We start from the raw sequence: 26060 nt of genomic DNA, 5'->3' as shown, positions 1-26060 counted from the left end.
CAGCGGCCCCCTGGCGGCATTTGCAGGCCCTGGCGCGAAGAGCAAGGAGGTGAACGTCGTCACAAAATCCCCACCTAGCGATGCGCCAGCCGGATATATGTCACGTCAATACCCCAGACATGATGAGGATACGCGGGCGTGCCCCCCTTCAACAAATACCGATACACGGGGTGCTGCGGCTGGCGGATACTCGTCTGGGGACCCGGCGCGAGTCCCTCAATGTCCAACTCCCGCATGGTCGCGCTACACACGCTGACGGTTCACGGCGTAACCCTCCGGATTCAACTGGGCCGTCATCCGCCGGGATCCGTCAAAGGGCCGAGCGGTATCAATGTTATCGATACGATACTTGAGGTCGCCCGTTGATCGCGGGTTAGGGTCGAGACCAGATTTTTTGAGCCACTCGACTTGGGCGGCCCGTTGGCCAATTTCCGTATAGAGCTTGGTCCTTGTGAACAAATACGGAGCGTTCACAAGCGCTTGGCACTTCTAACGATGCTGTGGACTATGATGGATGTTGTATTCGGCGACAAATTGAGCTATCGTTTTTTCTTTTTTGAGCATTACAAGAACCACTTGAGCTTTGAACATGGCCGTATGACGTTTTGTTTCGACATAATATCTCTCTAGTTTTTGGGAACCACTATATTTCTACATTACTTATGACAAATTTATAATGTATTCTAATTGTTTAATTACTCGCTGTTGAGCCTGTTTAAAATGTTCTTTCAAACTGTCACGAATCATTGTTAGATTGAGGTTTCGATAACCTAAAAGGATTTTTTCGTGCTCTGCAGCAACATTCGTAAGGTCATTCGTTTGAGGATGTGAAGCTAGGCATAAGACCCGCATAACCTCATCTTGTAAATTGCTCCATGCCTTATGAAGTCTAGAGTTATTAACAGCTTGAATAGGAATTTGATGAAATTCTAAATCCTTGTTTGCCAATTCTAAAACAGAGTATAGATTAGTAGAACAATATTCTCGATGACTTTTCTCGAGTTGCTCAACAATGAGAGAAATATTAGATTCTGAAACCAATTCTGCCGAAAACGCTTCTATCACATAACGAAATTGATAGATTTCCTGTATATCATTTACCGTAAGAGGTTTCACGAAGTGTCCACGATACGGTATGTTGACCACTAATCCCTCATTTTCCAACATCGACAATGCACTGCGAACGGGGATACGGCTTACCTTAAAAATATGACTCAGTTGCTGTTCCACTAACTGTTGTCCCATCATGTACTCACCCAAAATAATCCGTTTTTTGATTTTTTCATAAATTTCTTGTTGTAATGGGCGCTTATCTATGTCCACAGTTCACCACTCTCCCTTCTACTCTTCACACATTGTATACAATTGTAATAAATCACAAAAAAATGCATTGACGACATTGTATACAATGTATACTATCTTATTCAAACCGAAAATCAAAAAGGATTGATTTTGGTGGCCATTCATATTATTACCACAGGAGGGACCATTGCATCTACTGGCACGAACCACGGCATAGTACAAGCACAAATACCGGGTTCAGTACTAACATCAGAGTTAACGACTTCCTCCTCCGATTTAATTGTTCACGAGTTGAGTTTAGAGGGTAGTTATAATTTTGATTTTGTGTTTCTCAATAGGTTATTAACGACAATTGAGTCATTAACTCATCTTCCGAATTGTCAAGGCATCGTAGTTTCTCAAGGAACGGACACCATGGAAGAAACCGCTTGGACTGTCTACCTCTTCAATCACACAAATGTGCCCGTCGTTTTTACCGGTGCTCAACGTGCCGCAGACATTCCCGACACCGATGGCCCTCGCAACCTTCGTCATGCGATATACGTTGCCCGTCAATCAAAATTTCAGTTTTCGCGCAGCCTCATCGTTTTTGGTTCTCAAGTACTATCAGGATTATGGGCCATCAAACGTCACACTACATCTCTTCAACCATATGCAAGTGCTAGCGGTGTCATTGCTGCGTTCGATGAATCTGATGCACTTTCAATTTTTCAAGATAAGCCAATTTCGCTATCCCTACCTCCTTTAAAACGTCACTGGATGGAATCGATAGCCGTCCTTCCCATGATGCTAGGATTGTCAGGAGATTTATTACTTCACATGGCTCGTAATGGCGTGAAAGGTATCGTCCTCGAAGGATTCGGATTAGGTAACGCCAATCGCTCAGTAGCGCATGCTGTAAGTCAATTAACAGAACAAAATATTCCGGTCGTTATCACGTCCCGCTGTCGAGAAGGTCCAGCTCGACCCGTTTATGGGAACGGAGGAGGGGCCGATTTACAGCAACGTGGCGCAATATTTGCTGGGCATCTTCCCGCATCTAAAGCTAGATTATATTTGTCGTTGTTACTCGGAAACGGCATCCCAATAAATCAATTGGCTGAGCATTTTCAACCATTTTATTGAAACTATCCATAGGGAGTGGTAATTATGGAACGCGTAAGCGACCGCATCCAGGTTCCTCGAGACACACTGACATCTCGGGATGTAACATACTCATCAATTGTTGCGTTAGTCGCATGGACCCTTTCCGTTTTTGATTTTATTCTATTTGGAACTTTACTACCTCAAATGGCTCAGACATTTCATTGGTCAACAACAAAAAGTGCTCAAATTGCCACGTGGGTAGCATTTGGAACATTCATTGTTGCATTAACGGTAGGACCTCTAACCGATTATCTCGGGAGACGCCGTGCATTAATCGTTACTACAGCAGGTGTAGCGGTCAGCTCTGGTTTAACAGCTCTTACCGCTGTAATTCCAAGTGCTCTTTATCTCATTATCGTTAGGGCCTTTTCAGGATTCGGATATTCAGAACAAGCCGTGAATACTACTTATTTATCAGAAATTTATGGGGCAAGAAATCGAGGATTACTCTACTCCTTTATTCAAGGAGGATGGCCAATTGGGGTAATGATAGCTTCCACTGTCACAGCGCTGTTAGTAGGTACGGTCGGTTGGCCCGGAATGTTTGCGATTGGAACGATTCCGGCTGTCATTATTGTATTACTTGGAACGAAACTTAAAGAATCTCCTCGCTATCAACATGTCGTCCAAATTCGAAATCTCCTCCGATCTGGTCAACTCAAAGAAGCAGAGGAGTATGGAACACAATATGGAATTGATACAAAACGCACGCGATCCTTTACTTATGCCCAACTTTTTCAAGGTGGTATGCTCAGGACAACTGTATTTTTGGGACTGGGGTTCTTATTAAATTGGTTTGCAATAGAAGTTTTTAACGTCTTAGCAACAACTATTTTAACGGAAGGAAAACACCTTAACTTTGGTAATTCGTTGTGGTTACTAGTACTCGCAAATGCAGTGGGATATGTCGGTTATGTAGCCCATGGATGGGTGGGCGATCACATTGGAAGGAGAGAAACTATTGGAGTAGCATGGATTTTGGGTGGATTATCGTTTGCCGGTATGCTTTATGTTGCGCATAGTTATATAAGTGTATTAGTTTTTCAAAGCATTGGTAGCTTCTTTCTTAATGGGGCCTATTCCGCTTTATTCATCTTCATGAGTGAATCATACCCGACACGGGTCAGAGGCACTGGAACCGCGTTTATCAATGCAATGGGTCCTGTCGGTGGTATCCTAGGTGCTCTATCATTTTCTCTATTGCTTAGTAGTCATCTAGGTATTCTTATGGCTGCTTTAGTAGGAGGGGCCATCCCGTTAGCCCTTTCGGGCATTGTAATGTTTGCTTTAAAACGTATCCCTCCTGGTCAAGTTTTAGAAAATTTATCCACATGATTTATTCACTTCTCAATTTTCACCTCTGTCTAACTGTTCATGGGTTCACCCACCGATTTGCATCATAACACTTTGAGGAGGTTACTTTAATGACACAAAAACAAATAAAGGTTGCTTACGGAATTGATGTTGATGCAGTGGCAGGTTGGCTTGGATCATACAATGGGGAAGACTCTCCTGATGATATTTCGCGAGGATTATTTGCTGGAGAAGTTGGTGTTCCTCGTTTGCTCAAATTGTTTAGCAAATACAACATTGCCACAACATGGTTTGTACCAGGCCATTCCATTGAAACGTTTCCCGAACAAATTCGTGAGGTTGCTGCTGCCGGCCACGAGATAGCCGGTCATGGGTATTCGCATGAAAACCCCATTGCTATGTCTAAAAAACAAGAAGAAGCCGTGTTGGCAAAATCTATTGAACTCATAGAAGACGTGGCTGGCAAAAAGCCCACTGGTTATGCTGCACCTTGGTGGGAATTCTCTCATGTTACCAATGAACTTCTCGTTAAGTACGGTATTAAGTATGACCACAGTTTGATGCACCGAGACTTTGTTCCGTATCGTGTTCGTGTGGGAGATACATGGACCAAAATTGATTATACCAAACCTGCACAAGAATGGATGAAACCTCTAATACGAGGGCAGGAAACTGATTTAATTGAAATTCCTGCAAACTGGTACTTAGATGATTTGCCTCCAATGATGTTCATTAAGAAATCGCCGAACAGTTACGGCTTTACTAATCCTCGAGATATTGAGCAGATGTGGCGGGACCAGTTCGACTGGGTGTATCGTGAATATGATTACGCAGTATTTCCTATGACAATTCATCCAGATGTAAGTGGTCGACCGCAAGTACTCTTGATGCACGAGCGACTAATTGAATACATTAATAGCCATGATGGTATTGAGTGGGTAACATTCAACGAAATTGCTGATGATTTTAACCTACGGTATCCGCGACTCTAAGAATCGGTAAAGTAGGCTTGGCCACTGCATTATTGCGTCAACACCGATGAAATCCCTTAATATCGGAAAGTAAAGAGAGCAATGCGGTGCGGAAAGAGTGAGAACAACGGACATTGTCTTCGTCATGTTTGTTTGGGTTGAAGTTAAAAGGGACTGTCCCAAAAGGGGAGTCCCTTTTAACAACTTACTCTTATTTGGAATGCTTCAGGAGACACCCTTACCTAATTTCAAGTTTAGTGTCAGGTGGCATAGTGAACTACCGGTGCGGGTCGATAGGCGGAAAATGCAGAGAATAATACCCGTCCATGTCATCCGATTATGATAAAGATTGGCGATCCGCTCAGGGCAAAGGCATGTTTCGTTTCGAGGCCGGGGATAGCGATCGTTGTAATCCCCCCACCAAATGCGAAATATCTATTACCCAGTAGGGGTGTTCTCTGATTCCAGGCAGGGTAGCAAGCATATGGATCTTGACTTTCTGTCCACGCCTAGAGTTAACACATAAATGCTAAACCACTTCCAGGGAATGCTGCCCTCCTATCCCTCGACGTTGCGCTTCAAAATGAGAATTCGGGCTGAGCGAGGTCGCCAATCATCACCACGGAAACTCTCGACCGCGTCATCCTCATCCGCCAGGATTTTCCAATCCATCCGATGTCCAAAATCGTGACCAATGCGCGGTGTCGACCTAACTGCAACGTTCCATGTTGTGTGTTTCGAGGTATTTTGGTCTGTTTCCGTTTGGACATGCAATGCATGGCCCATGGAGCGGCATTTCAGAGGAGAAAACCCGGTGCCCGGTATCTTGTGCTCAACTCATGGCGTGGGATCCGTCGAAATCTTTAGGAGTCATTACTGCCGGCGAATGCCCTGTGGGACGACTGGCACACATCGTCACGGCCATAGCCGCCGAGCCAGAGCACGGTTATTCGAATCCCCAAAAGCTCCTCGCTGAAGAATAAGTCCGTGGCCGTGATTTTTTCAGCATTCGTTGAGCTTGGCACCGTATACACAATTCCTGCTCTGCAATGGTGCGCACAAAATCCCAGGGGGTTTGCACCTGAGCACATCCCGATGTCCGCATTGTCGTTGCACAATCAACCCGTTAATGGGATCCATCACCCCAGATCCCTCATTATAGGTTCGAGGACTCGTTCTGGTTCGTCATGCAAATTTCGGCGTCCCTGTCCGACAAGGGGGATCCCAGTAATTAGCGAGGCCTCGAGCGTTAAGGATCGCAAATCCGTGGCATCCAAGTGATGGACATTAGATTTGCCACAGGATCGGGCGACAGTTTGAATTTCAAGCGTCATGGCATAAAGAAAATTGGCGATCCGCTCCGCGGCTTCGTCTACGTCAAGACGCGCTGTGAGAACAGGATCCTGCGTGGTAATACCCACGGGACATTTTCCTGTATGACAGGCATGACAATAATAGGGCGCGGTGCCGAGTTTATGAAAATCTTCCGCATAACGCGGATCATTACACCCCATCGCTAATAGAGTTGCTGTTCCAACCGATACAGCTGTTGCCCCTAGGGCTAAGGCCTTCGCCGCATCCACACCGCTTCGGATACCTCCCGAAATAATGAGTTGGACATCGTCTTCGAGACCTAAATCCCTCAGCGCCGCATGCGCCTCCACCACGGCCGCTAATGTGGGAATTCCGGTATGCTCCGTTTGAATCTCCACCGATGCGGCCGTCCCTCCTTCCATCCCATCAACCACTACCACATCGGCTCCCGCCTTGGCCGCTAATGTGACATCTTCATATACCCTACTAGCACCGATTTTGACATAAATGGGAATCCGCCATTCCGTGATTTCCCGAATCTCCTCAATTTTGATCACTAAATCATCCGGTCCCATCCAATCTGGATGTCGTACAGGGCTGCGTTGATCGACGCCGGGGGGCAAATCGCGCATCTGAGCAATATCGGAAGAAATTTTGTAACCGAGCAACAATCCTCCCGCACCCGGTTTGGCCCCCTGACTGACGACGATTTCCACGGCTTCTGCCCGCTTCATGTCATAAGGGCTTTGTCCATATCGTGCCGGTAAATACTGGTACACCAAAGTTTTCGACGATTGCCGTTCTTCCGGATGCATCCCGCCATCCCCTGTTGTCGTCGACGTGCCCATCTGTGTAGCCGCGAAACCGAGAGCGCGTTTCGCGGGCAAAGACAAGGCTCCAAAACTCATACCCGCAATCGTTATGGGAATGTCTAACACAATAGGCTGTGTCGCGTGACGCGTTCCCAACACCGTGCGCGTCTCGCACCGCTCCCGATATCCTTCGAGCGGTATACGGGTTAATCCCGCTGGGACGACGACCAAATCATCAAAATTCGGGACGCGGTGAGCCCGTCCCATCCCGCGAATGCGATATCGTCCCAACTCCGCCTTTTCTTGAATTTCTTCGATGACCTCTGGCGTCCAAATTTGATTCGGATTTATAAAGCCGTTTTCCATCGCGCTCTCTCCTTCTTGTCAAAATGATGCAGGGTTCCGGCACTGACCACTTTACGAAATACTTTCGGGATGCTCAGCATATCCGTATATGGTTCTAATAATTCCTTCAATTCGTCGTGTTCCGCCTTCGTCACCGATTCCACGTACGCATCTTGACCCAAATCCGCAATCTGGCCCGCAATAAAAATGCGCCCCGCATACATAGAGTCCCCTAGTCCCGGACCTGCATCGCCCAACACGATCATGGTTCCTTTTTGCATCATAAAACCACTCATGTACCCGATATTCCCGCCAACAATGAGCAGGCCGCCTTTCATCGCAATCCCCGTGCGCGGACCAGCATTGCCTGTCACCACTATCGTGCCGCCGCGTAAGGTCGGAGCGGTACTCGAACCGGCATGCCCTGCCACGACAATCAGACCCCCCATCAGATTTTCACCCAGCCCCCAGCCCACATTCCCGTGAATGTGGGCTTCAATGCCATCGCACATGGCAAAAGCATAGTACCCGAGATCTCCATACACGTGAAACGATGCGGGGGTCGTAATGCCGACTCCGATATTGTGTTGGCCCTTGACGCGTTGTAACGTCAATTGGCTCTCACCGCGCGCCAGTCGTTGCCGAATTGTTTGATTGATGTCCCGTGACGATAAATGACTACAGTCTAATTCCATAACACCATGGGTTGTGTTATCCATGTTCGCGCCTCCCCTGGCCATGCTTCATGAATAGATAGGTCAGAAACTCCCAATTGGCGGATTGCTTGACTTTCAGAGGCTATAAAGACAGCACGGTCTGATTCTGCTATCACCAGGGGTTTAAATCCAAAACCATCCCGAACATAGCCAATTTCATTGTTTGTCAGGGCGAGCACGCTATAGGACCCATCTAAATCGATAAGCATGGCATCAAGAGCTGCTTTTAAGGACAATCCCCGGGATAATTGATAGGATAAATAAGCGGCAATCACTTCTGAATCATTCACACTCTGAAAATGAAAGTCCCGACGCATCAGTCGTCGTCGCCACTGTTCATAATTCGTAATATGCCCATTATGAACAATGGTGACCGCGGGAATGGTCATCGAAAATGGCTGCGTGTGGGCCAAATCGATATGGCTTTCGGTGGCCATTCGCGTATGGCCAATGGCGACGGTTCCTTGCATCGCACTCATCCCAAATAACGCGTTCAGCCGTTTTGGATTTCCCACAACTTTCATTAAGCGGAGAGAAGCTGATACGCCCACCCCGTCCTGCGGCAATAATTTTTGGCGCAGGGTTTCTATCGTGTCGACCGAGGGCATGGATGGCGAATGAAACAGCGCGCTAGCATCCTTCGTGCCGCCACTCCAGGTCCCCTCAATGCCGAGCTCTGTCAGAATTTGTTGCACACGCAAAAATGTCCCCGTGTCACTCCATACCGTCACCATTAATCCCGCGTCTCCGTCAACGGCTGCGCCTGTTGAATCAGGCCCTCGATTGGCCAGGGCTGTCAGCATTTGAAACAAGGAGTGACCAATATCCTGGGAATGACTCAATGGCCTATCAGCGGACTTGACCATGATGCCCGCAATACCACACATCGCATGAACTCCTTTCCGCAATATAACATTTAATACGCTAGATATAATCATATCGTCGGAAAAAAGTCAATTATTAAAGCATAACGTTGGTCAATATATATGATTAACGACAGTATGACTATAATTGAAATAAAAACACGCGCTCTCCCACCCGGAGACCGCGTGTCATCATGTCAAAAATCATTAAACCGATTAGACCGATTGGTATAATTTCGGATCTAACGTGCCTTTGTCGACTGCCGCCGATAAGACAACCATGGTTTCAGATCGCTGAAATCCATGCACTTGGTCGATTTTTTCAAACAACAATTGTTGTAAATGCGCATTACTTCGGGCACGCACCTTAACTAAAAAATCATAATGGCCCGTTACGACATAAGCCGCTTCAATTTCGGGAATGTGGCTTAAATCTTCCAACGTTCGATACGCTTCCGTGCCTTGTACCGTCAGTAGTCCAATCCACGCTAACACGGGATAACCCAAAAGATCCGGATCGACACGTAACTCAAATCCCCGAATCACCCCGGATTGAATCAGTTTTTTCACGCGATCGTGGACAGCAGCCCGTGACAAGCCGATCCGCGTCGCCAGCTCCTGCAACGGCATCCGCGCTTCATTATGCAGCAGCATCAGGATTTGCCGATCGATATCATCGAGTTCCAAGGTTTCGTCCCCTTTGTGGGCTGATTCCCAAATCAAGCTTTGATAGAGGGTCATCCGTCTTGGATATCATGATACCACGTTTTGATCCCTCACCGCATTTGACTCGCTTGACCATACGGGTGTTGACTCACCAATAAATCCCCTTCTTGAAAACGACTGAGCCGAAACACATAACTGTCCAACTGGGGAAACTGTTCGGGAGCACTCACAATATCTGCCAGCATCGGCCCTATCACGGGACTCAATTTAAACCCGTGCCCGCTAAATCCAGCCGCCACAAACAATCCGGGAACCGGCGTTGGTCCGATAATCGGATTATAATCGGGCGTGACTTCATAACATCCACTATAGCCGCCCAGAAATTGCGCGTTATCCCAGGTGGGGAATCGCTGGAGCACTCGCTCAATTAACCCATGGACAAAACTCTCTGTGACTCCGTGAGGACAGGGACTGTCATCGATCCATTCTGGAACACGATGATCACTGTTGCCGACCAGAAGCGTTCCATTCATTTCGGGTCGGCCATACTGTAATTGAACCAAGTCCGAAAACACGGGCCGATGAGCCACATTCACCCCCGGATTGATGAATATCAATTGCGCCCGTTGACGACGGATCGGAACAGGGATCTCCAAGGATTGAAAAATCACCGGTGTATCGGCTCCCGCGGCAACAATAACCACCGGAGCCATCCACTCGGATCCATCTTGAGTTCGGACACCCCAAACGTCTCCGTTTTTCGTTAATATCTGGTTGACTTGCTGACCAAAATAGTATTGTACTTCGAGATTTTTGCTTAGCTCATAAAACGCCGTAGCGGTTAACGTCGGGTCAGCAACCCCGCTGTCCGGCTCAAAGGCCATCACCGCCAAGTCTGCTAGATTCATGTCTGGCCATACTTTTTGTACCTCTTCAGGATCTATCAAACGCGTCCCAATGCCTAGGCCTTGCTGCATGGCGATATTCGCCCGGAATGCGGCTTCATCTTCCGCTCCCACGCCAACGATATAGCCGGTTTGACGGTATCCGACGTCTACCCCATAATCCCTCCTCGCCCGTTTAAACCATTCCAACCCTTGGTTCGCCATCATGGCCAATATCGGAATCCCATAATGACAGCGTAATACCCCACTGGATTGTCCGGTCGCTTCGGCCGCCAACGCCGTCCGTTCGAGGACCACAATGCGACCCATGTGTTTTTCCGCCAATGCCCACGCTATACTTGTCCCCATGACCCCTGCCCCGACGACGAGAATATCCGCCTGATAAACCATGACAACACCTCCTGAATCTCATATAATGAGATAAACCTCTCGTTTAAAGAGATATTGGCACATTTTAGAGAGGAAACAGGAGTTTTGTCAACCGCTATGGCAAGGAGGGAATTTTGAATTTGACATCGGCACAATCGGGCGCTGCTGACACCGGTGTAATCTCGCGCTTGCGGCAGATCATGGATCTCTTGGCCGATCCGTCACTCATGAACGGAGCGAGTGCAACAGAATTGAGTCGTCGCGCTCACTTAGCCCTTCCCACAGTCCATCGATTGTTACTACAATTAGCGCGAGAAGAATGGGCTTATCAAGATCCTCAGACGAAGCGATGGTATCTGGGGCTCCGACTCATTACCTATGGACAAATCGCCGCGCAAAAATTTCCGTTCGTTCCGATTGTGCAGCCCATTCTTCATAACATTGTGGGTAACACGCGCGAAACGGCAATTTTTACACTGCGTGAGGGAGATTACGGCACCTATGCAGTCATTGTCGAAAGTCCCGAAAAATTGCGCCTCACGGAAACATTGGGGATGCGCTTACCATTAACCGTTGGGGCTTCCCGCCGGGTGATTTTAGCCTTTCTTCCCGAGCAAGAACAGAGGGCTATTATTACTCGGCTCTGTAAGGTTAATCCCGCGGTAAACGCCGCAGCTATTCAATGCGAGTGTCGCCGCATTGTACGCCAAGGATATGCTATCAGTGTCGGTGAAGTCACTCCGCATACCGTGGGCGTGACGGTTCCGGTTCTCCTTCAAGGCCGGGCCTGGGGAAGTTTTATGATTGCAGGACCAGATACCCGCATCACCGCCAACAAAATTCCTGATTTGGTCCAACAGCTTCATCACGCGGCGCAGCATGTTGAGACCGTGGTCTCACAAAATTCGTGAATTCGGCAATGCCGGCGGTCGCGATCCAAGGGCGGCCTCCGAGAAACATCTACCACGATTCGAACTTTTCCGCTTAGGGCCGCAACCCTTTTATCGCTTACGCGGCGTCAAAGTGGTTAAGGCACGGTATGGAGAGAGCAACCAACGCGCGTTTGGGCGACGATTAGGGCTCTCTCATTCCTTCTCGCCTTGGCAAATGCACTATGCCGGTATTCTTAAATAACACACCTCGTCGATGGTCCCGGCGTCCATCTATATCACCCGGATGGAACCCCGATTTCATTTGGTAAACGACAGACACGATCCCCCACTTAACGTGATCATGTCCCACTGACATGCCTCTTACCTATCCTGTTTCAAGACGCTGAATCGCGGCCTTTTACATAGCCTCAACGATACAATCTTCGACCGCACCCCTCCGCAAAGACTCACCGTAACGATATTTTTATGCTGTTGCCTGAAATGCTTAACGAGCCGTCCGATGCCCTTGACGCTTTTTAAGTTCTCCCAATATAATGCAAACTAAGCTGACGAAATGTTGGTAAAGTTATAGTTTTCGCGACGTTATGTTGGTTTTTCTTAATAATTTTAGATAGAAACGGTGGTGAAAAAAATTGTCAATGTTTCAAAACGTCTTCGAAAGCTCGGTTCAGCAGATTATTTTGTCCTTTGTGGATTTGCACGGGATCCTCCGAGCCAAGCTCGTCCCCAAATCGCATTTGGCTGCTCTACGAGAAACGGGGGCAGGTTTTGCAGGCTTTGCCATCGGGAGTGTTGGGCAGGGTCCCCATGACCCGGATTTAACCGTCCGACCCGATTTGTCACGGTGGATTCCTTTAAAAGATATGCCAGACACTGCTTGGACTATTGGGAACCTCATGTTAAATGATCAGCCATGGCACTTTTGTACGCGCAACCTCCTGGAAAAAGTTTGCGACGATTTTCGTCACCAGGCACTGCAAGCCAAAGTTGGCATTGAAGCGGAATTTTATCTGGTACGAGAAATTGATCCGGGTCACATTGTGCCAGCGGATGACTATGATCGCTTCCCCAAAACTTGCTATCAACTCGATGTTCTCGGCCGTCATTTGCCTTTTTTAACGAAGGTCATTGAGGGGCTGGAAGCAACCGGCATAGATGTCTATCAAGTGGATCATGAAGATGGGCCCAGCCAATTTGAAATAAATTGGGTGTATGATGACGCCCTCGTGACTGCGGATCGATTTAGTTTTCTCAAGTTTTGGGTGAAACGGGTAGCCCAGCAAGAGGGCCTCATCGCGACCTTTATGCCGAAACCGTTCTCCAGCCTAACCGGCAGTGGCGCTCATGTCCATTTATCCTTATGGGATACCCAAACCAATCGGAATCTCTTTGATGATCCGCATGACCCATGGGGGTTGAGTTCGATGGCGCATCATTTTATTGCCGGAATTGTGTCGCATGCAGCCGCCCTCACGGCCTTTGTCGCACCCACCGTAAACTCATATAAACGGTTAAGCAGTCCCACCAGCCTCTCAGGAGCCACATGGTCACCCACAACCATTACCGTCGGGGCTAATAATCGAACCCACCTCATTCGCGTTCCGGGTCCTGGACGCCTGGAATTCCGGGCGATGGATGCCGCGGCGAATCCCTATTTAGGAGTAGCAGCTTTATTAGTAGCCGGGTTAGACGGCATACAACGTCAACTGCCTAAACTCGAACCCTCCAAGGACAACATGTACGATCTCGACCCAGCAGATATCCTCCACCGTCAAATAGCCCGGCTTCCCAGTTCTCTCGATCGTGCCTTAGATGCCTTGGAAGCCGATCCGCTCTTCGCGGACGCCTTCGGTTCCACCTTTGTGCAAGGATTTCTTGCCTATAAACGCGCAGAATGGGACGAATATCACCAAACCGTATCACCCCAGGAAATTCAACGCTATTTGCTTCAATAACTGCTCACAACTCGATAAATGGTCTGGATTAGTTCTTAATATAAGGAGGATTTCACTTCTATGCAAACAGTGAACATCGCGCCCCCACCATCGCGTCACCGTGAACTGCATCAAAACTATCTGGCATTCCCTGAAACAATAGCCCAATCCATTGCTAACATTTCGCCCACGTTAACCCCTGTCCTATCTATTCCTTTAGTGGTCGCAAGTGCTGGCAATGGAACCTGGCTGGCCTACGTAATCGCGACGTTAGGACTCTTGTTAGTCGGATTAAATATTGCAGCATTTGCTCAACGTCACGCGTCTGCTGGTGCTTTGTATGACTACATTTTTGAAGGGCTAGGACAAACGCCAGGATTTCTCGGCGGTTGGGCCATGCTAGCCGCTTATTTGAGTACAGCGATGGCTCTTTTAGTAGGTTTTTCGATTTTTGTTGTTCAAATTCTTGGACACTTTCATATTCACATTTCGTACCTCCTCGTCGAAATCATTGGACTTTTTGTAGCCGCCATGTTGGCTTACAAAGACATCCGCATTTCGTCATTGACAGCTTTAATTATGGAGTTCAGTTCCGTATTGCTCATTAGTATTTTTAGTATGATAATTCTTTTTCGTCACAAGTCTCTCTGGGATGCCGCTCAAATTTCTTTGATTCACGTTCATTCATCAGGCATTGCCCTAGGGTTGGTGTTAGGCGTCTTTTCATTTGTTGGATTTGAAAGCTCGACGACACTGGGACAAGAGGCCAAAAATCCGCACCGCTCCATTCCTGCTGCCGTTATTATCAGTGTATTAGTCGCAGGAATATTTTTTACCTTGATGGCTTATTTTGAAGTTCTAGCGTTCCCGGGAGGCCTCGTATCCCTTTCGCAAAGCACTGCTCCGCTGAATACTATGGCAACCAGTTATCATCTGGGGGCATTTTCTTTGTTAATTGACTTAGGAGCGATGATTAGCCTGTTTTCTTGTGCTTTGGCATCACTGAACGCTGGAGCGCGTATTCTTTTTGCAATGGGACGAAACCGACATATCCATGATTGGGTTGGGCAAACACACACCGTCAATCGAACGCCCCATATCGCGATTGTCATTGCGTCCATCATAATAATCCTAGCCTTAATTGGCCTGGCAGAGGCGAAACCATTGAACGCCTACGGGTACTTTGGAACGTTTGCTACGTACGGATTTTTGGTCTCTTATTTACTAGTATCACTGGCTAGCCCTCTAATTGATCGGAAGCAAAGTCGACCGTGGATAGGTAGCCTTATGCGCTCTTTTGGGGCGATTTCCTTTCTATTAATCCCGATTATTGGCAGCATATATCCCATTCCCGCCTATCCCTATAATATACTACCCTATATGTTCCTCGGCTATATCGGCATTGGATTTGTATGGAATAGATTCGGTTCATCAACTAATCCATTACTGCACTCTACCAATCGAGTCGTCGACAATCGAATCACCGCGTTGTCAGAAGAACAGGAAGAAGAGGGGTAACCAGTCGCGCAACGTTTACAACACCTTCCCAAGGAACTGAAAAGAACCATCTTAAAGATGTCTTTGGCAAGAATTTTCAAAACAAATCTGTTACGCTAGTAAGGGAGTCAACCTGGCATGCTCGATCTTATATTGCTGCCCGAGTTGCTCTCATGGGACGTAACGTCGACGCAAGGCGCGATGAATAGCGCCCCCATCGGGTGTATATGGTCAAATAAAAAGGGACAGTTTGGCCATATACATTTCTCCCCGCTCGGGGTCCTGAAGCGACACGTAGTGTCATGACGGCACTGTTCCGCCGGGTAAGGACGCTTCGAGCGAGGAGAAATTCATGGCCATTGGCCGATGGCGTGGCCACTGTGCCCAGTGGCTCGCGATGGTGACCGATTAGGGGCGCCCGCGGCATCTCTTGTTGGTGACTCGTCACGGGGCGTATCGAACGACCCCGAGCTTAGGGAAACAGATTGCCCAACACATTCCGACGATCGCGGTGAATTGACCTGGAGTGGACCGAGCATTGGCCCAAGGGCCCGCGCCACCGCGCCTGCCGCACCGCCCCCAGCAAATGAGGTGGACGGAAAGCGCCTACGACCGGATGGAATAGGCCACGAATCCGGCATATGGGGATTCCCCAGAGCGTACCTGCTTGTTCGGGCAGCGGAGATCTTAACGAGATGGCAAGGCAGCCGCCCTTCGTAACCCAACCCATCGCCTACAAAATCCCCAGGAGCCATCCCTGGGGATTTTGATTTGCTTTGCTGTTGAGGAATTTACCTTGTCGTTTTTGGGGAATTAGCGCTGGCGTTTCTGGGGAATTTACCCTGCCGTTTTTGGCCTGTTTGAATTGTCGTTTTTGAGGAATTTAAATTGTCCTTGACACTTTAAGGCCCGCGCTTCCTCTGGGGTCCCGCGCTGGGTCGCGGTCTGCACCCCTTTGTGGACCAGCCGAATCGGGAGTCCATGCCGACGCGCCACCGCCGCGGCCTTCGGGATGTCCAACGCTTCTTGAATGCCCTGGGCTTTCCATGCGGGGGTCATCGTTTTCGACTCACTCCTGTCATCTCCATCCTGTCCTCAGGTAAATGATGCCAAAATTTTTCGCGATGGTCACGATGGGGGATTGTATCGCATGACGTCCGGGATGTCTAGAAGCATTTGGGGGCTTAAGAGCCAGGGACCTCGCACTCTTATCGCCTGAGCAATGGTTTGCAAACAGATGCCATCTAATTGCACAAGTGTTCCGGTTCTTTTCGCCTCAGCAAAGACGTCGAGGGGAGACAATACCCGTCCATGATATCGGAGACGAATTAAGGCGTCCTGTCCAATCACCAATTCGCTCTGCAAATTGACGACTGGCTGAAAAACCGCATGAAACGTGAGATGGTTTAGAAAATCCGTGTCAGCTGGATTGACCCCCGACGCCTCACTCGATATGGGCGATGCGACAAGTTTTGGGCTCTGTGCCGGACATTCCTGCACCGTGCCCCAATAGCCGACCACTTGCGATCCGATAACGATGGGTACGAGCGTCTCATAGGCCCACCATGGAGTGCCGTCTGGTCGGCGATTTTTTAAGTGCCCAGTCCACACTTGACCGTCGTGGAGAGTCTGCCACAACGCATCATAGACTTGGGAAGGCGTGTTCCCCGCACTATTAATTCCCGGTTTCTGGGCAGCCAACATTTCCCACGATCGCCCCGTCAATTGTTCATACGACGCATTGACGGCAACAATGGTGCCTGGTCAGTACAGCCGCCGTAGACCATTGCGCGCATAACGCCCGAGCAGCATCCGCTAACCATCCTATTTGTGCAGTCGGTGTCGTGTGGGGACCCGTCATTTCTGACAGCTCCGACGTATGGATGATGCGATTTTTGCCTTGACGTTTCGCTCGGAGCAAATTTTGGTCGGCGATGTGTGCTGTGTCGTCGGAAAGCGTTCCAACCGCCCATCCAACCGAGACGCCCAACTCAAATGATCTCGCTGTGAGTGTGCAGGATTCCTTCGTCACGGCATTGTGTAACCGTTCGACATTCCCGGACGCATCGCTAGGAGCGACATTGGGCATCCAGACAGTAAACTCACCCCCGCCCGGACGCACTAACGCGTCTTCGGCCCGGAGCTCCGCCCGAATACGGTGGGCAAAAGCCTGCAATACTTGGTCTCCAACATCGCCCCCAGGTGTCGTTGAACCATTTGAAATCGTCAAGATCGCCCGCCATAATCATGCCCGCAGATCGAGCACCTGCGGACAATTGGGTCATCCATGTTTTGAGACCATATCGTGTGAGGGCCCCGGTTAACGCGTCATGCTCAGCTCGATAGATATCTTCTTCCCATTGCCACATTCTGTCAGCGCGTTCGACAATATAGGCGACGGTAAATCCCGCAATAGTAATGGACGTCAAGACATCAGACATGGCGTCCTGCCCGGGAATCTAGGGAATCAGCGCCAGTCCTTGTAAATAGCTACTATTGATAATTCGTTAAATGCGCCATGTTGGCCCGGCCCAGTTAGAAGCAGTCGAGTTGCCACACGTGGAACTGTATGTGTAATGAAACCGGGAAATAGGTACGTCGATACGATGCACGTTCTTTTTTGGTCTTTAAGAGCAATGTGCTCACGGCGAAGCCTGCCGAATTCGGCGGTCGGCCAAATCACCGAATGGGTGCCATGTGTGACACTGCTGCAATTTTAAGAAAACACTCGGTCCTTGTTAATGGCTCAGGGTTCCCCCATGGGTTGACCCCTCTGCGAATAATTCGGTAAACGTGTCCCACGATGACTGCCCCATATGACCCTGTGCAAATAGGCCACACGGCCCTATGGTGGATGAGTCATTCCCTTGTACGATATACATGTGAATAAATTCACATAGTGATCAGCGCGCTAAGCAATATTAAGGCACATGCGAAAGGTGGAATCATTATGGTATCGGAACAAACCCACGATACGACCGAAACCACACCAAAGGGAACGGAAACGACGTGGATTCCCACATCCTATCTCTGGCCCTTACGCTTTATTTTAGGTTTTCAGTTTCTGACCGCTTGGGCCCGGCGCTATCTGAACGCCCCGGGCAAATTAGATTGGTATGCCAAAAGCAATATTGGACATAAATTCAGTACCATGATGCCGCATGCCCTGCCGCCCATTCGCGCGATGATTCAATGGCTGATTCTTCATCCGCATTGGGCTTGGGCTTTTCTCATTGCGTTTACCTGGATTGAGTTTATCGTCGGACTGTTTCTGTTAACCGGTACGCTTACCCGATTAGCCGCTCTGGGCGGAGCCTTGCTGTCCTTTGGCATGTTGTTTGGCAATGGCTGGTTAGGGACGGCCTGTATTGATGAGTTTCAGATTGGAACCGTTGAAGGTATCGGTTCGATGATTCTGCTCTTTGTAGGATCGGGGTCCTTTGGTTTAGATCATTTGATTCACAAGTATTGGGATGGGCATCTCCATCTGGCCTCACTCGATCTTCATTTGACCTAAATTCATCATGCTGAAATCAAAGGAGGCTACTGCGATGCAAGAATCGCACAATGTTACCCATCAAGAGCATCCGTTACCACAGTCGAAGGTCAAAAAACAAAGTGTATGGATGTTAATCGTAGCAATATTTCTGACATTATGGGCCTATCAATTTGAACACCACGGATTATGGGGCAAATTGGTCAACTACAATAAAACGCCAAAATTAGTCTTAACGAGGACCGCGTTAAGTCCCCAACGATTAGCACTGACAATCTACCGACCGAATGGTCCCGACACCTATGGATCGTTTGTGGTGCAAGTCATGGTGAAAGGAGAGACTTCGGCCACACCGGCTGAAGTATGGGGACCCAAACAGTTGGCGCATCTTACGCCGTCTGCTATTCATAATAAATATTTCTTTCAAAAAGTGTCGACCGGTCCGTGGGGTTTGGTCGTTCCCTTGTCCGCGCAAGCGACGATCCAACTTCCCCTCGACAATCGAGCTCAAATGGCCCTAAAGGGACAACGCGATGCGATTGTTAAAGTTGAAGATGTTAGTGGCCTGACATGGCAGACCACGGTGCCGATTCATCCGTGATTGTATACTGCGCGATCGAACGAACACAAGAAAAATGATGCGAGCCGCCATAATAGAGGAGTCGTAAAGCATAAAGGAGCAAGTATTGGGAGTAGTTTACAGCAGTTCAATGGTTACCCATCCGAAAGCCCGGCAGCAATACGGTCCACACAGTCCATTTGTATAATTCCATGTGCACATGGAAGAAGCCCCCACGAACCCCTATGATTAAATAAACAAAAAAAGGAAAAACATTATGGGTCGTGAGGGCCATTCTCTAAAAGTGCATTCGGTTTTCCATGCACTTTTGTCGAGTAAAGTGTGTCCCGTTCGTCCCATTACAAAAGATTATTCGAGGAATATTGTAAATGAAATGGCATGCGGACATCTTGATCATTGGCGGCGGCATCATCGGAACGGCTCTAGCTTATGAACTTACCCGGTCTCAATTAACAGTCACATTATTGGAACAGCATACAGTGGGCTCGGGAACCTCTTATGGCGCCGCGGGCATGTTGCCTCCTCAAGTAGAAGCTCATGAGCCAGGCCTTCTGTTGAAATGGGGGTTAGAGGCCTTTCCACGTTATCAACAATGGCAATGGGAACTGAAAGACATCGGTGGAATCCATCTTGATCTGGATACACGTGGTATCATCCAGGTAGCCGAAACAACAGCGGGACATGTTGCGCTGCAACACCAGCGGGAATGGCAGGAACGTCACGGATTAACCGTCCGAACCATGGATGGCAAACAATTGCATGACGCCATCCCGGGTCTGCGTCCGGACATCGACTGGGGAATTTGGACACCCGGAGGGCACGTGAATGCCTCGCAGTTAAGTGCGTCACTGGCCCAAGGCGCCATATTACAAGGCGCTCAGATATTAGAAGGCGTGACCGTCACGCGCATCGATGAGGGACGGGTCGAATCCACACAGGGACAATTTACTGCAGACACTATTTTGGTAGCCTCAGGCCCCTGGATTAATTCCTTGCTGAACCTTCCGATATCCCCCGTGAAAGGCCAGCGTGTATTATTTCGCCAGGCAGCGCAAAGGGCCACGTCCATGACGGTTTTTGGCGAAAATGTTTATCTCGTGCCGAAATCCGGAGGCCAGATATTAGCCGGAAGCACGGAAGAACCCACAGCGGGCTTTGACCAGACTCCCACGTTGTCAGCGATCTTACAGGTAGGTCAAGCTGCCAGGGATCTTTGTCCGGTATTAGACCGGGCCCAACTGATCGAATCATGGGCTGGTTTGCGTCCTTGTGCGCCAGATGGAGTCCCAATCATAGACCATGTGCCCCATTTCCAGAAAGTCTGGGTTGTGGGCGCACACTGCCGCAATGGCATTTTGTTGGCCCCAGTCACCGCGCAGTACCTGGTCAGACACTTAACCCACGGAACACCCTTGCCTGATGAGGTCCGCTTATCAAGATTTTCTGCAAAGATCCCGACGTCTCACGTTTCCACCCATCCCACTTTTGCCATCGAACCCACCCCCTTAACAACCTCGCCATCAGAAAAGCCAGAGGCTGACGGGATGGTTACGGTAAGTGTTCACGGCGATGTGCCAGCTTTATTGGAAAAAGTTTTTCATAGGATGACGGATTTTCCCGCTCTTATTGTGGATTCCCGCGAAATTGTCTCCGTCGTGACCATTCTCAGCTCGCACGGGGAAAGTCAAACCACGCGGTGGACCGCCTCGTTTTTGGGATATCCCATGCAATGGACTGTCGCCGATCACGTTGACCGCGTCCATTATCAAATTCACGGAACGCTTATCGAGAGTAATATTTTTGATTATTACACCTATGACGCGGCTTTGACCCCGAGCCCCCAAGGCACCCGCATTGTGCTGACGGTCACGTTTCGTCTGGCGCGGTTAAAAGGGTTGGCACTGCTTCCCGCTCGTCAATTGGTGACTCGTCACCTTGAGATGATCCTTATCCGAATCAACAAGGGCGTAACCGCCGATTCATAACCAACGACATCGGCGCAAACGGTTGCCTGCACACCGCTTTACGGAAGATGAATTTCCTATTCTCTTCGCGCTCCGGCAGGAATAATCGCCCAAGGGCTCACTCTACTCATCGATATGGTCGACCAGTCCTACTCCCCTCTCCAAACCGGCATTAAACGCCTGATACGTGTTGTACATAGCTATAGCACTTGCGCGATCCCGAACGCCCAAATACCTAAAAATATGATGAATCCGATGTTTCGTTCGTGAGAGAGTAATACCGCAATGCTGAGCGATTTGAGGATTAGAATATCCCCGCACCATCAAAGACCATATGTAATAGTCGAGTTGAGTTAACGTTCGAGTTCGCGTACAACGGCTCTTGGGCAACACCGAAGCCATGCGGCGGGCCATGTCGATATCTATACTTCCCATCTGGTAATATGCCAGGCGAATCATACTCACAATTACCGCACTCTGCGTCGAGCGGGTCAATCCGACAACTCCATATTCAAGCATCTGGAGAATCCCACTCCAATGGAAGGGACTTTGGCTAATCACGATACTCACCAAATCAGGAAATTTTTGATGAATCCGTTTGAGTAAATCTCCGAGAATAGGCCACGGTACCATCAGAACCGCAACGTCGACACGATGACCGGGAAAGGCATTGAGGATCTCCTGATTATTCTGCACGATCCATTGACAACACGTGTTCATGTCACTGTGGGCATTTATCATGCGATACAATCCTTCATTCTCTAAGTCACTGGACACTAACAACCCCACAGAGATGCGATCATGCTTAATTTCGGCTTTGGTCATTATGGTATCCACCCGTTTCGGCGAGTCAATGCTCCTCATTTGAATTGACTTTATGGTCACGCTTTGTTTTTAAGAATAGACGATGCTAAGAAAGTCCGACAGGACCATATGGTCCACTACGCGGCAGCTCTTTTTGCGCATACCATATTCCCCTTGGTTCCGATTTGAGGGTCGATGGATCCGTGTTTGGTGATCACCCCCACTCTTGATTCTCCTACATGGGCCACATGTCACAAAAACGGGCACCCCGGTGAAAAGAAACGAGGGTGCCATGTCCTGACAAATTCCTTACCAGCCCCAAAGATCAGCTGGTCTTACTCTTAGAAAACCCGCGCAGTGATTCCCGCAACAATTACCGTCACATCGCGCAAACGCTCGCGTCATCCAAATCGAAACCATCACCCTAAGGAGGATTATGATGATGAGGCCCCAAGTCGTGTCTAGCCCCCTCCATCTGAAGAATGACGCGAGGCGAAAAGGATACAACTTATTGTCACTACCGACCTACTACAAGGCTGAGGCGTCTATAGCCTACGGATTCCGTGTCCTCCAAAATGACACTTGGACCACAATCCCACGCTCAGAATTCCAGCACAGCCTAAATGTCAGCAGTTTACCAGTCCAAATATCGGCCGCAATCTTACTCCTAATGCGCTTCCCAGCATAGCGCTAAACAACCATAGCCAACCATGGAGACTGAATGAAGCCACACCGGAAAAATATGCGCCAATGTTGCATCCAAATGCAATGCGTGCGCCATAACCCATCATAATTCCGCCGAGGAAAACCGACACCAGTAGCCGGCGGGGTAGTTGTTTTAAGGACATTTGCAATAATCCTCCAGCGAGACCCGCTCCCAGCAACGCTCCCACAATTACTCCAAAATCCAATACCGTCGTGACATCGTGAAAAATACTCTGATGTAACGCGTGGGCATTAGCTGGAATCTGCCAATACGCCCAATGAGTAACCTGAAATCCTAGCCCTTCGGCAATTTTTGCCCCCCACAATGCATAAGCGAACGTAATCCCCCATGGTTTGCCCGACAACATCAAGACCAGGAAATTTCCGAAGGCCAAAATCACGCTTCCCGTCACCCATGACCACGGCCCTTGTAGAACAGGCGTCCAATAGCGTCTCCCGTCTACTCTCCTACCGGGACCGCCATTAAATAGGGCTTGCACCTGACCATGCTGCATCCGTTCCAGCCACCACACGGCCAAAAAGATCGTCCCGACAATAAGCAGTTGAAGAAGCCCACCGCCCACGATACCCAATGATTCAATAAACGAAATGGCTGGTAAATGTGGAGTACGCATCCACCACGGGAAGTTTACACTACCCAATACCGACCCGAGAACAAATCCACCAATCGTAAGAATCCCCCGACGATCGCCGCCTCCGGTATGGTATAAAGTCCCCGAGGCACAGGCATCTGCCAGTTGCATGCCTATTCCAAAAAGAAAAGCGCCCGCAACCACCGCCAAGCCAACAGGAAAGACGTATCCCGTGACACGATGACCCAAAACCTCGCCACGTATTAATAACGGAAGAAACAGCATATTGGCGATAAGGATCATCAGCATTTGAGCACGAAGACCTGCACTTCGACGGTCTAATAAGAAATGCCGAAACGATGACGTAAATCCATAATGTGTATGGTACAAACCGAGACCGAGCACACATCCGATACCGAATAATGTCGCGAGAGTCCAAGATTGAAAGGATCCCAAAACAATTACGCCTAGTCCGAGAACGGTTACGGCGATGGACACGATGCGTCGGTTCGGTGGTCGCCCTATCGCTTTCCCAGAAATGGGTTCATCGAGATTTGATACGTGTCGTTCTTCCGTGGCCATCCTACTTGCCTCCTTTATCGAAATGCTTGACCAATTATACCAGATAAACCCTATCATCTTAATCATATATGTTTTTCAAGATAACTCCGTTTTTTCCGAAAAACTTATCCCCGAAAGCCCAACAAGCATGAACAGGCATCGGTGGTTCTCATTATTTGAAATACTTTGTATTGAGCGAGATGCGTGAGCTTTTATAATGGACATGGAGCGGCCGATTCAGACACATTGGAGGTAGGACCATGGCTGAATCCTGGACGATAAAAAGCTTGTCCCGGGGATTGCACTTACTCGATCTTTTGGGGGAGCAGCCCGCTGGTACCACCATAAAATGGCTCAGCCGGGTATCGGGAATTCCTATCAGCACCTGTTATCATTTGATTAACACCTTGGTGGACTGTGGGTATGTGAAAAAGGATCGCGAACGGCACGTTTATATCCTGTCCCATAAGGTCTCCTACTTGCACAGTCAAATTCAATCTCAACAAACGGTGCCGATTGAGCTGCAAGATCTCGCCCATGAAATGAGTCGTCACTGGCATGAAACGACTTACGTCGCAAAGTGGGACGGTGACGAGATTGTCATCCAGTATATCGCTGAAGGAAATCAAGCATTGAAGGTTCGTTCACTCTATGTGGGATATTATGAGCATGCGTTCGTTCATGCGTTAGGCAAAGCCATTTTGGCTTACGTCTCGCCTAAGACATTTCACCAGTATTATCTCCGCCATCCACCCGTCATCCGCACCGAACATTCCCGCATTCAATGGAACGATTTGCAACACGCACGACTTGTTACGAGGGAACGCGGCTATTCCTTGGACGAAGAAGAATGGGAAGAAGGCGTATGCTGCATTGGCGTGCCGATTTTTAATTATACCCAAAGCATATGGGGTTCCATAGCGATTTCTCTTCCCCGAAGTCGCTACGATCGTCTGCATGCTTCATTATTGGCCGATTTGTTGCAACGATCCACGAAAGTATCCCAAGAGTTGGGCTTTCGCGTATCAAGTGACCAACATCCTGAGCGGGTAGAGTATACCAAATCGACGGGTTAACGATTTGAAAAACCACCTAGTCGATGAGATTTGAGACTGAGAACGTTGAGTTTTGGAAAACGAGCGCATCGTTACGTACAAGAATGTCAGAACAGAGAAAGGACGGAAACAATGGACCAGATGGAAAATCCGGACAAGACACAGGTGGCGAAGTATGTCGAGATGTACCGCACAATGTGTTTGATTCGCCGTTACGAAGATCGGATCGCGGAGATTTATACCGAAGGCAAAACCCCTTTATTTAGTATTGCGGCGGGAACCATCCCAGGCGAAATGCATTTAGCAGCCGGTCAAGAACCCGTAGCCGTAGGGGTGATACGGCATTTACGGAGGGAGGATGCGGTAACGGCTCCGCACCGCCCTCATCATTTCGCCATCGCCAAAGGGGTTGATCTCAAGCGGATGACTGCGGAAATCTTTGGCCGCCAAACAGGGCTCTCCCACGGGAAGGGGGGTCATATGCACCTTTTCGATCCCCTCACCCATTTTAGTTGTTCCGGTATTGTGGGCGCTGGATTTCCTCCCGCTGTTGGAGCGGCATTAGCCTTTAAGCGGCAAGGGCGTGACAATGTGGCTATTGCCTTTGCAGGGGAAGGGGCTGCTAATCAGGGCACATTTCATGAAAGTCTGAACTTGGCCGCGTTGTGGAAAGCCCCGGTCATTTTTGTGATTGAGGATAATCACTATGCCATATCTGTACCGAAAGAGCAGTCGACGGCCATTGCTCATAATAGCGAGCGGGCCCAAGCTTACGGGCTTCCTGGGGTCTATATTGCCGGCAATGATGTGCTGGCGATTTCGGAAGCGGCCGAAGAAGCCATCAGTCGGGCACGGCAAGGTAAGGGCCCGACGTTACTGGAAGTGGAAACGACAAGACTTTACGGGCACTTCCAAGGCGATCCCGAAGTCTATCTCCATGCTGGCGAAAAAGATGCCTGGCGACAGTTGGATCCGATCAAACGATTTCGTGAATACCTTTTTGAGCACCAATTTCTCACGGAAGATGAAGACCAGCAGATTCAAAATGCCGTCATCACACAGGTTGAAGAGGCAATAGACTTTGCCCGGCAATCGCCAGAGCCGGCACCCGAAGAAGCATTGTTCGACGTTTTCGTGGAGTCGTAAGTGCTGTGTCCTAACGCTAGAGGAAGGGGATTACGGTTTGATTCAGACTTGCCGCGAACCATATCCCACCGTCATAGGACTACGGAGACACTAAAAGATGAGAGAGATC

Annotated in this window: 22 protein-coding genes and 2 pseudogenes; 12 read left to right on the top strand and 12 right to left on the bottom strand. The window is 49.0% G+C overall.

Annotation, left to right across the window (positions count from 1 at the left end):
- Window positions 1-80: 80 nt before the first annotated feature.
- Together AOA63_RS20120 and AOA63_RS02380 are read right to left on the bottom strand one after the other, a co-directional pair.
- Window positions 81-591, bottom strand: a pseudogene (locus AOA63_RS20120) (IS3 family transposase); the annotation flags it as partial.
- A 69-nt stretch (window positions 592-660) separates the two neighbouring features.
- Window positions 661-1323 carry a GntR family transcriptional regulator gene (locus AOA63_RS02380; RefSeq protein WP_053958214.1) on the bottom strand — a complete coding sequence of 221 codons (663 nt, stop codon included), beginning with the start codon at window positions 1321-1323 and terminating at the stop codon, window positions 661-663.
- A 132-nt stretch (window positions 1324-1455) separates the two neighbouring features.
- Between AOA63_RS02380 and AOA63_RS02375 the strand changes: the two genes are divergently transcribed.
- The 4 genes from AOA63_RS02375 to AOA63_RS19595 all read left to right on the top strand — a co-directional run bounded on the left by AOA63_RS02375 (window position 1456) and on the right by AOA63_RS19595 (window position 5716).
- Window positions 1456-2427, top strand: coding sequence for an asparaginase (locus tag AOA63_RS02375; RefSeq protein ID WP_053958213.1), 972 nt, complete (start codon window positions 1456-1458; stop codon window positions 2425-2427).
- 24 nt (window positions 2428-2451) lie between these two features.
- Window positions 2452-3783, top strand: a complete 1332-nt coding sequence (locus AOA63_RS02370; RefSeq protein ID WP_053958212.1) for an MFS transporter — start codon at window positions 2452-2454, stop codon at window positions 3781-3783.
- Window positions 3784-3872: 89 nt separating this feature from the next.
- Complete coding sequence (locus tag AOA63_RS02365; RefSeq protein WP_053958211.1) at window positions 3873-4754, top strand: polysaccharide deacetylase family protein; 882 nt, start codon at window positions 3873-3875, stop codon at window positions 4752-4754.
- An 818-nt stretch (window positions 4755-5572) separates the two neighbouring features.
- Window positions 5573-5716 (top strand): hypothetical protein, encoded by a 144-nt coding sequence (locus AOA63_RS19595; protein ID WP_171822583.1) that lies wholly within the window; start codon window positions 5573-5575, stop codon window positions 5714-5716.
- Between the two features lie 156 nt (window positions 5717-5872).
- Here AOA63_RS19595 and AOA63_RS02355 read toward each other — a convergent pair whose 3' ends face one another.
- From AOA63_RS02355 to AOA63_RS02335, 5 genes are all read right to left on the bottom strand, one after another.
- Entirely contained in the window at window positions 5873-7225 is a 1353-nt protein-coding gene (locus AOA63_RS02355; protein ID WP_053958209.1) for an FMN-binding glutamate synthase family protein, read from the bottom strand.
- Window positions 7207-7923, bottom strand: a complete 717-nt coding sequence (locus AOA63_RS02350; RefSeq protein ID WP_053958208.1) for a glutamate synthase — start codon at window positions 7921-7923, stop codon at window positions 7207-7209. Before AOA63_RS02350 ends, AOA63_RS02355 begins: the two co-directional genes overlap by 19 nt.
- Window positions 7890-8807 carry a glutamine amidotransferase gene (locus tag AOA63_RS02345; RefSeq protein WP_053958207.1) on the bottom strand — a complete coding sequence of 306 codons (918 nt, stop codon included), beginning with the start codon at window positions 8805-8807 and terminating at the stop codon, window positions 7890-7892. Before AOA63_RS02345 ends, AOA63_RS02350 begins: the two co-directional genes overlap by 34 nt.
- A 192-nt stretch (window positions 8808-8999) precedes the next feature.
- A complete protein-coding gene (locus AOA63_RS02340; RefSeq protein ID WP_242848262.1) occupies window positions 9000-9524 on the bottom strand; it encodes an Lrp/AsnC family transcriptional regulator in 525 nt (174 codons plus the stop codon).
- Between the two features lie 35 nt (window positions 9525-9559).
- Window positions 9560-10744 carry an NAD(P)/FAD-dependent oxidoreductase gene (locus AOA63_RS02335; RefSeq protein ID WP_053958206.1) on the bottom strand — a complete coding sequence of 395 codons (1185 nt, stop codon included), beginning with the start codon at window positions 10742-10744 and terminating at the stop codon, window positions 9560-9562.
- A gap of 113 nt (window positions 10745-10857) precedes the next feature.
- On the opposite strand from AOA63_RS02335, the gene AOA63_RS02330 reads away from it, so the two are divergent.
- The 3 genes from AOA63_RS02330 (at window position 10858) to AOA63_RS02320 (ending at window position 15068) form a co-directional block, all read left to right on the top strand.
- Window positions 10858-11634, top strand: coding sequence for an IclR family transcriptional regulator (locus AOA63_RS02330; protein ID WP_242848261.1), 777 nt, complete (start codon window positions 10858-10860; stop codon window positions 11632-11634).
- A gap of 620 nt (window positions 11635-12254) precedes the next feature.
- Window positions 12255-13571, top strand: a complete 1317-nt coding sequence (gene glnT, locus AOA63_RS02325; protein WP_053958205.1) for a type III glutamate--ammonia ligase — start codon at window positions 12255-12257, stop codon at window positions 13569-13571.
- Between the two features lie 60 nt (window positions 13572-13631).
- Window positions 13632-15068 (top strand): APC family permease, encoded by a 1437-nt coding sequence (locus tag AOA63_RS02320; RefSeq protein ID WP_053958204.1) that lies wholly within the window; start codon window positions 13632-13634, stop codon window positions 15066-15068.
- Window positions 15069-15884: 816 nt separating this feature from the next.
- Here AOA63_RS02320 and AOA63_RS02315 read toward each other — a convergent pair.
- The 3 genes and pseudogenes from AOA63_RS02315 to AOA63_RS02305 all read right to left on the bottom strand — a co-directional run bounded on the left by AOA63_RS02315 (window position 15885) and on the right by AOA63_RS02305 (window position 17332).
- The gene (locus AOA63_RS02315; RefSeq protein ID WP_053958203.1) at window positions 15885-16106 is read right to left on the bottom strand and encodes a hypothetical protein; all 222 of its coding nucleotides are present in this window, start codon (window positions 16104-16106) and stop codon (window positions 15885-15887) included.
- A gap of 69 nt (window positions 16107-16175) precedes the next feature.
- Complete coding sequence (locus AOA63_RS02310; protein WP_139061468.1) at window positions 16176-16772, bottom strand: PAS domain-containing protein; 597 nt, start codon at window positions 16770-16772, stop codon at window positions 16176-16178.
- A gap of 4 nt (window positions 16773-16776) precedes the next feature.
- A pseudogene (locus tag AOA63_RS02305) lies at window positions 16777-17332 on the bottom strand (GGDEF domain-containing protein).
- Window positions 17333-17997: 665 nt separating this feature from the next.
- Here AOA63_RS02305 and AOA63_RS02300 point away from each other — a divergent pair.
- From AOA63_RS02300 to AOA63_RS02290, 3 genes are all read left to right on the top strand, one after another.
- Window positions 17998-18564: a TQO small subunit DoxD gene (locus AOA63_RS02300; protein WP_053958200.1), complete on the top strand. Its 567-nt coding sequence runs from the start codon at window positions 17998-18000 to the stop codon at window positions 18562-18564.
- 34 nt (window positions 18565-18598) lie between these two features.
- Window positions 18599-19144, top strand: coding sequence for a TQO small subunit DoxA domain-containing protein (locus AOA63_RS02295; protein ID WP_053958199.1), 546 nt, complete (start codon window positions 18599-18601; stop codon window positions 19142-19144).
- 347 nt (window positions 19145-19491) lie between these two features.
- Window positions 19492-21108 carry an FAD-dependent oxidoreductase gene (locus AOA63_RS02290; protein ID WP_053958198.1) on the top strand — a complete coding sequence of 539 codons (1617 nt, stop codon included), beginning with the start codon at window positions 19492-19494 and terminating at the stop codon, window positions 21106-21108.
- A 102-nt stretch (window positions 21109-21210) separates the two neighbouring features.
- Here AOA63_RS02290 and AOA63_RS02285 read toward each other — a convergent pair whose 3' ends face one another.
- Complete coding sequence (locus tag AOA63_RS02285; protein ID WP_053958197.1) at window positions 21211-21912, bottom strand: helix-turn-helix transcriptional regulator; 702 nt, start codon at window positions 21910-21912, stop codon at window positions 21211-21213.
- 605 nt (window positions 21913-22517) lie between these two features.
- Window positions 22518-23771 carry a YeeE/YedE family protein gene (locus tag AOA63_RS02280; protein WP_053958196.1) on the bottom strand — a complete coding sequence of 418 codons (1254 nt, stop codon included), beginning with the start codon at window positions 23769-23771 and terminating at the stop codon, window positions 22518-22520.
- A gap of 239 nt (window positions 23772-24010) precedes the next feature.
- Here AOA63_RS02280 and AOA63_RS02275 point away from each other — a divergent pair, with 239 nt between their 5' ends.
- Both AOA63_RS02275 and AOA63_RS02270 read left to right on the top strand, forming a co-directional pair.
- On the top strand, window positions 24011-24826 hold the full coding sequence (locus tag AOA63_RS02275; RefSeq protein WP_053958195.1) for an IclR family transcriptional regulator: 816 nt from the start codon (window positions 24011-24013) through the stop codon (window positions 24824-24826).
- A gap of 111 nt (window positions 24827-24937) precedes the next feature.
- On the top strand, window positions 24938-25951 hold the full coding sequence (locus tag AOA63_RS02270; RefSeq protein ID WP_242848259.1) for a thiamine pyrophosphate-dependent dehydrogenase E1 component subunit alpha: 1014 nt from the start codon (window positions 24938-24940) through the stop codon (window positions 25949-25951).
- The last annotated feature ends 109 nt before the right edge of the window (window positions 25952-26060 follow it).

It is taken from the genome of Sulfobacillus thermosulfidooxidans, from assembly GCF_001280565.1.
Taxonomy (GTDB): Bacteria; Bacillota; Sulfobacillia; order Sulfobacillales; family Sulfobacillaceae; genus Sulfobacillus; species Sulfobacillus thermosulfidooxidans_A.
Note: the sequence above shows the minus strand (reverse complement) of the source record. Positions and strands in the feature narration are given on the sequence as shown.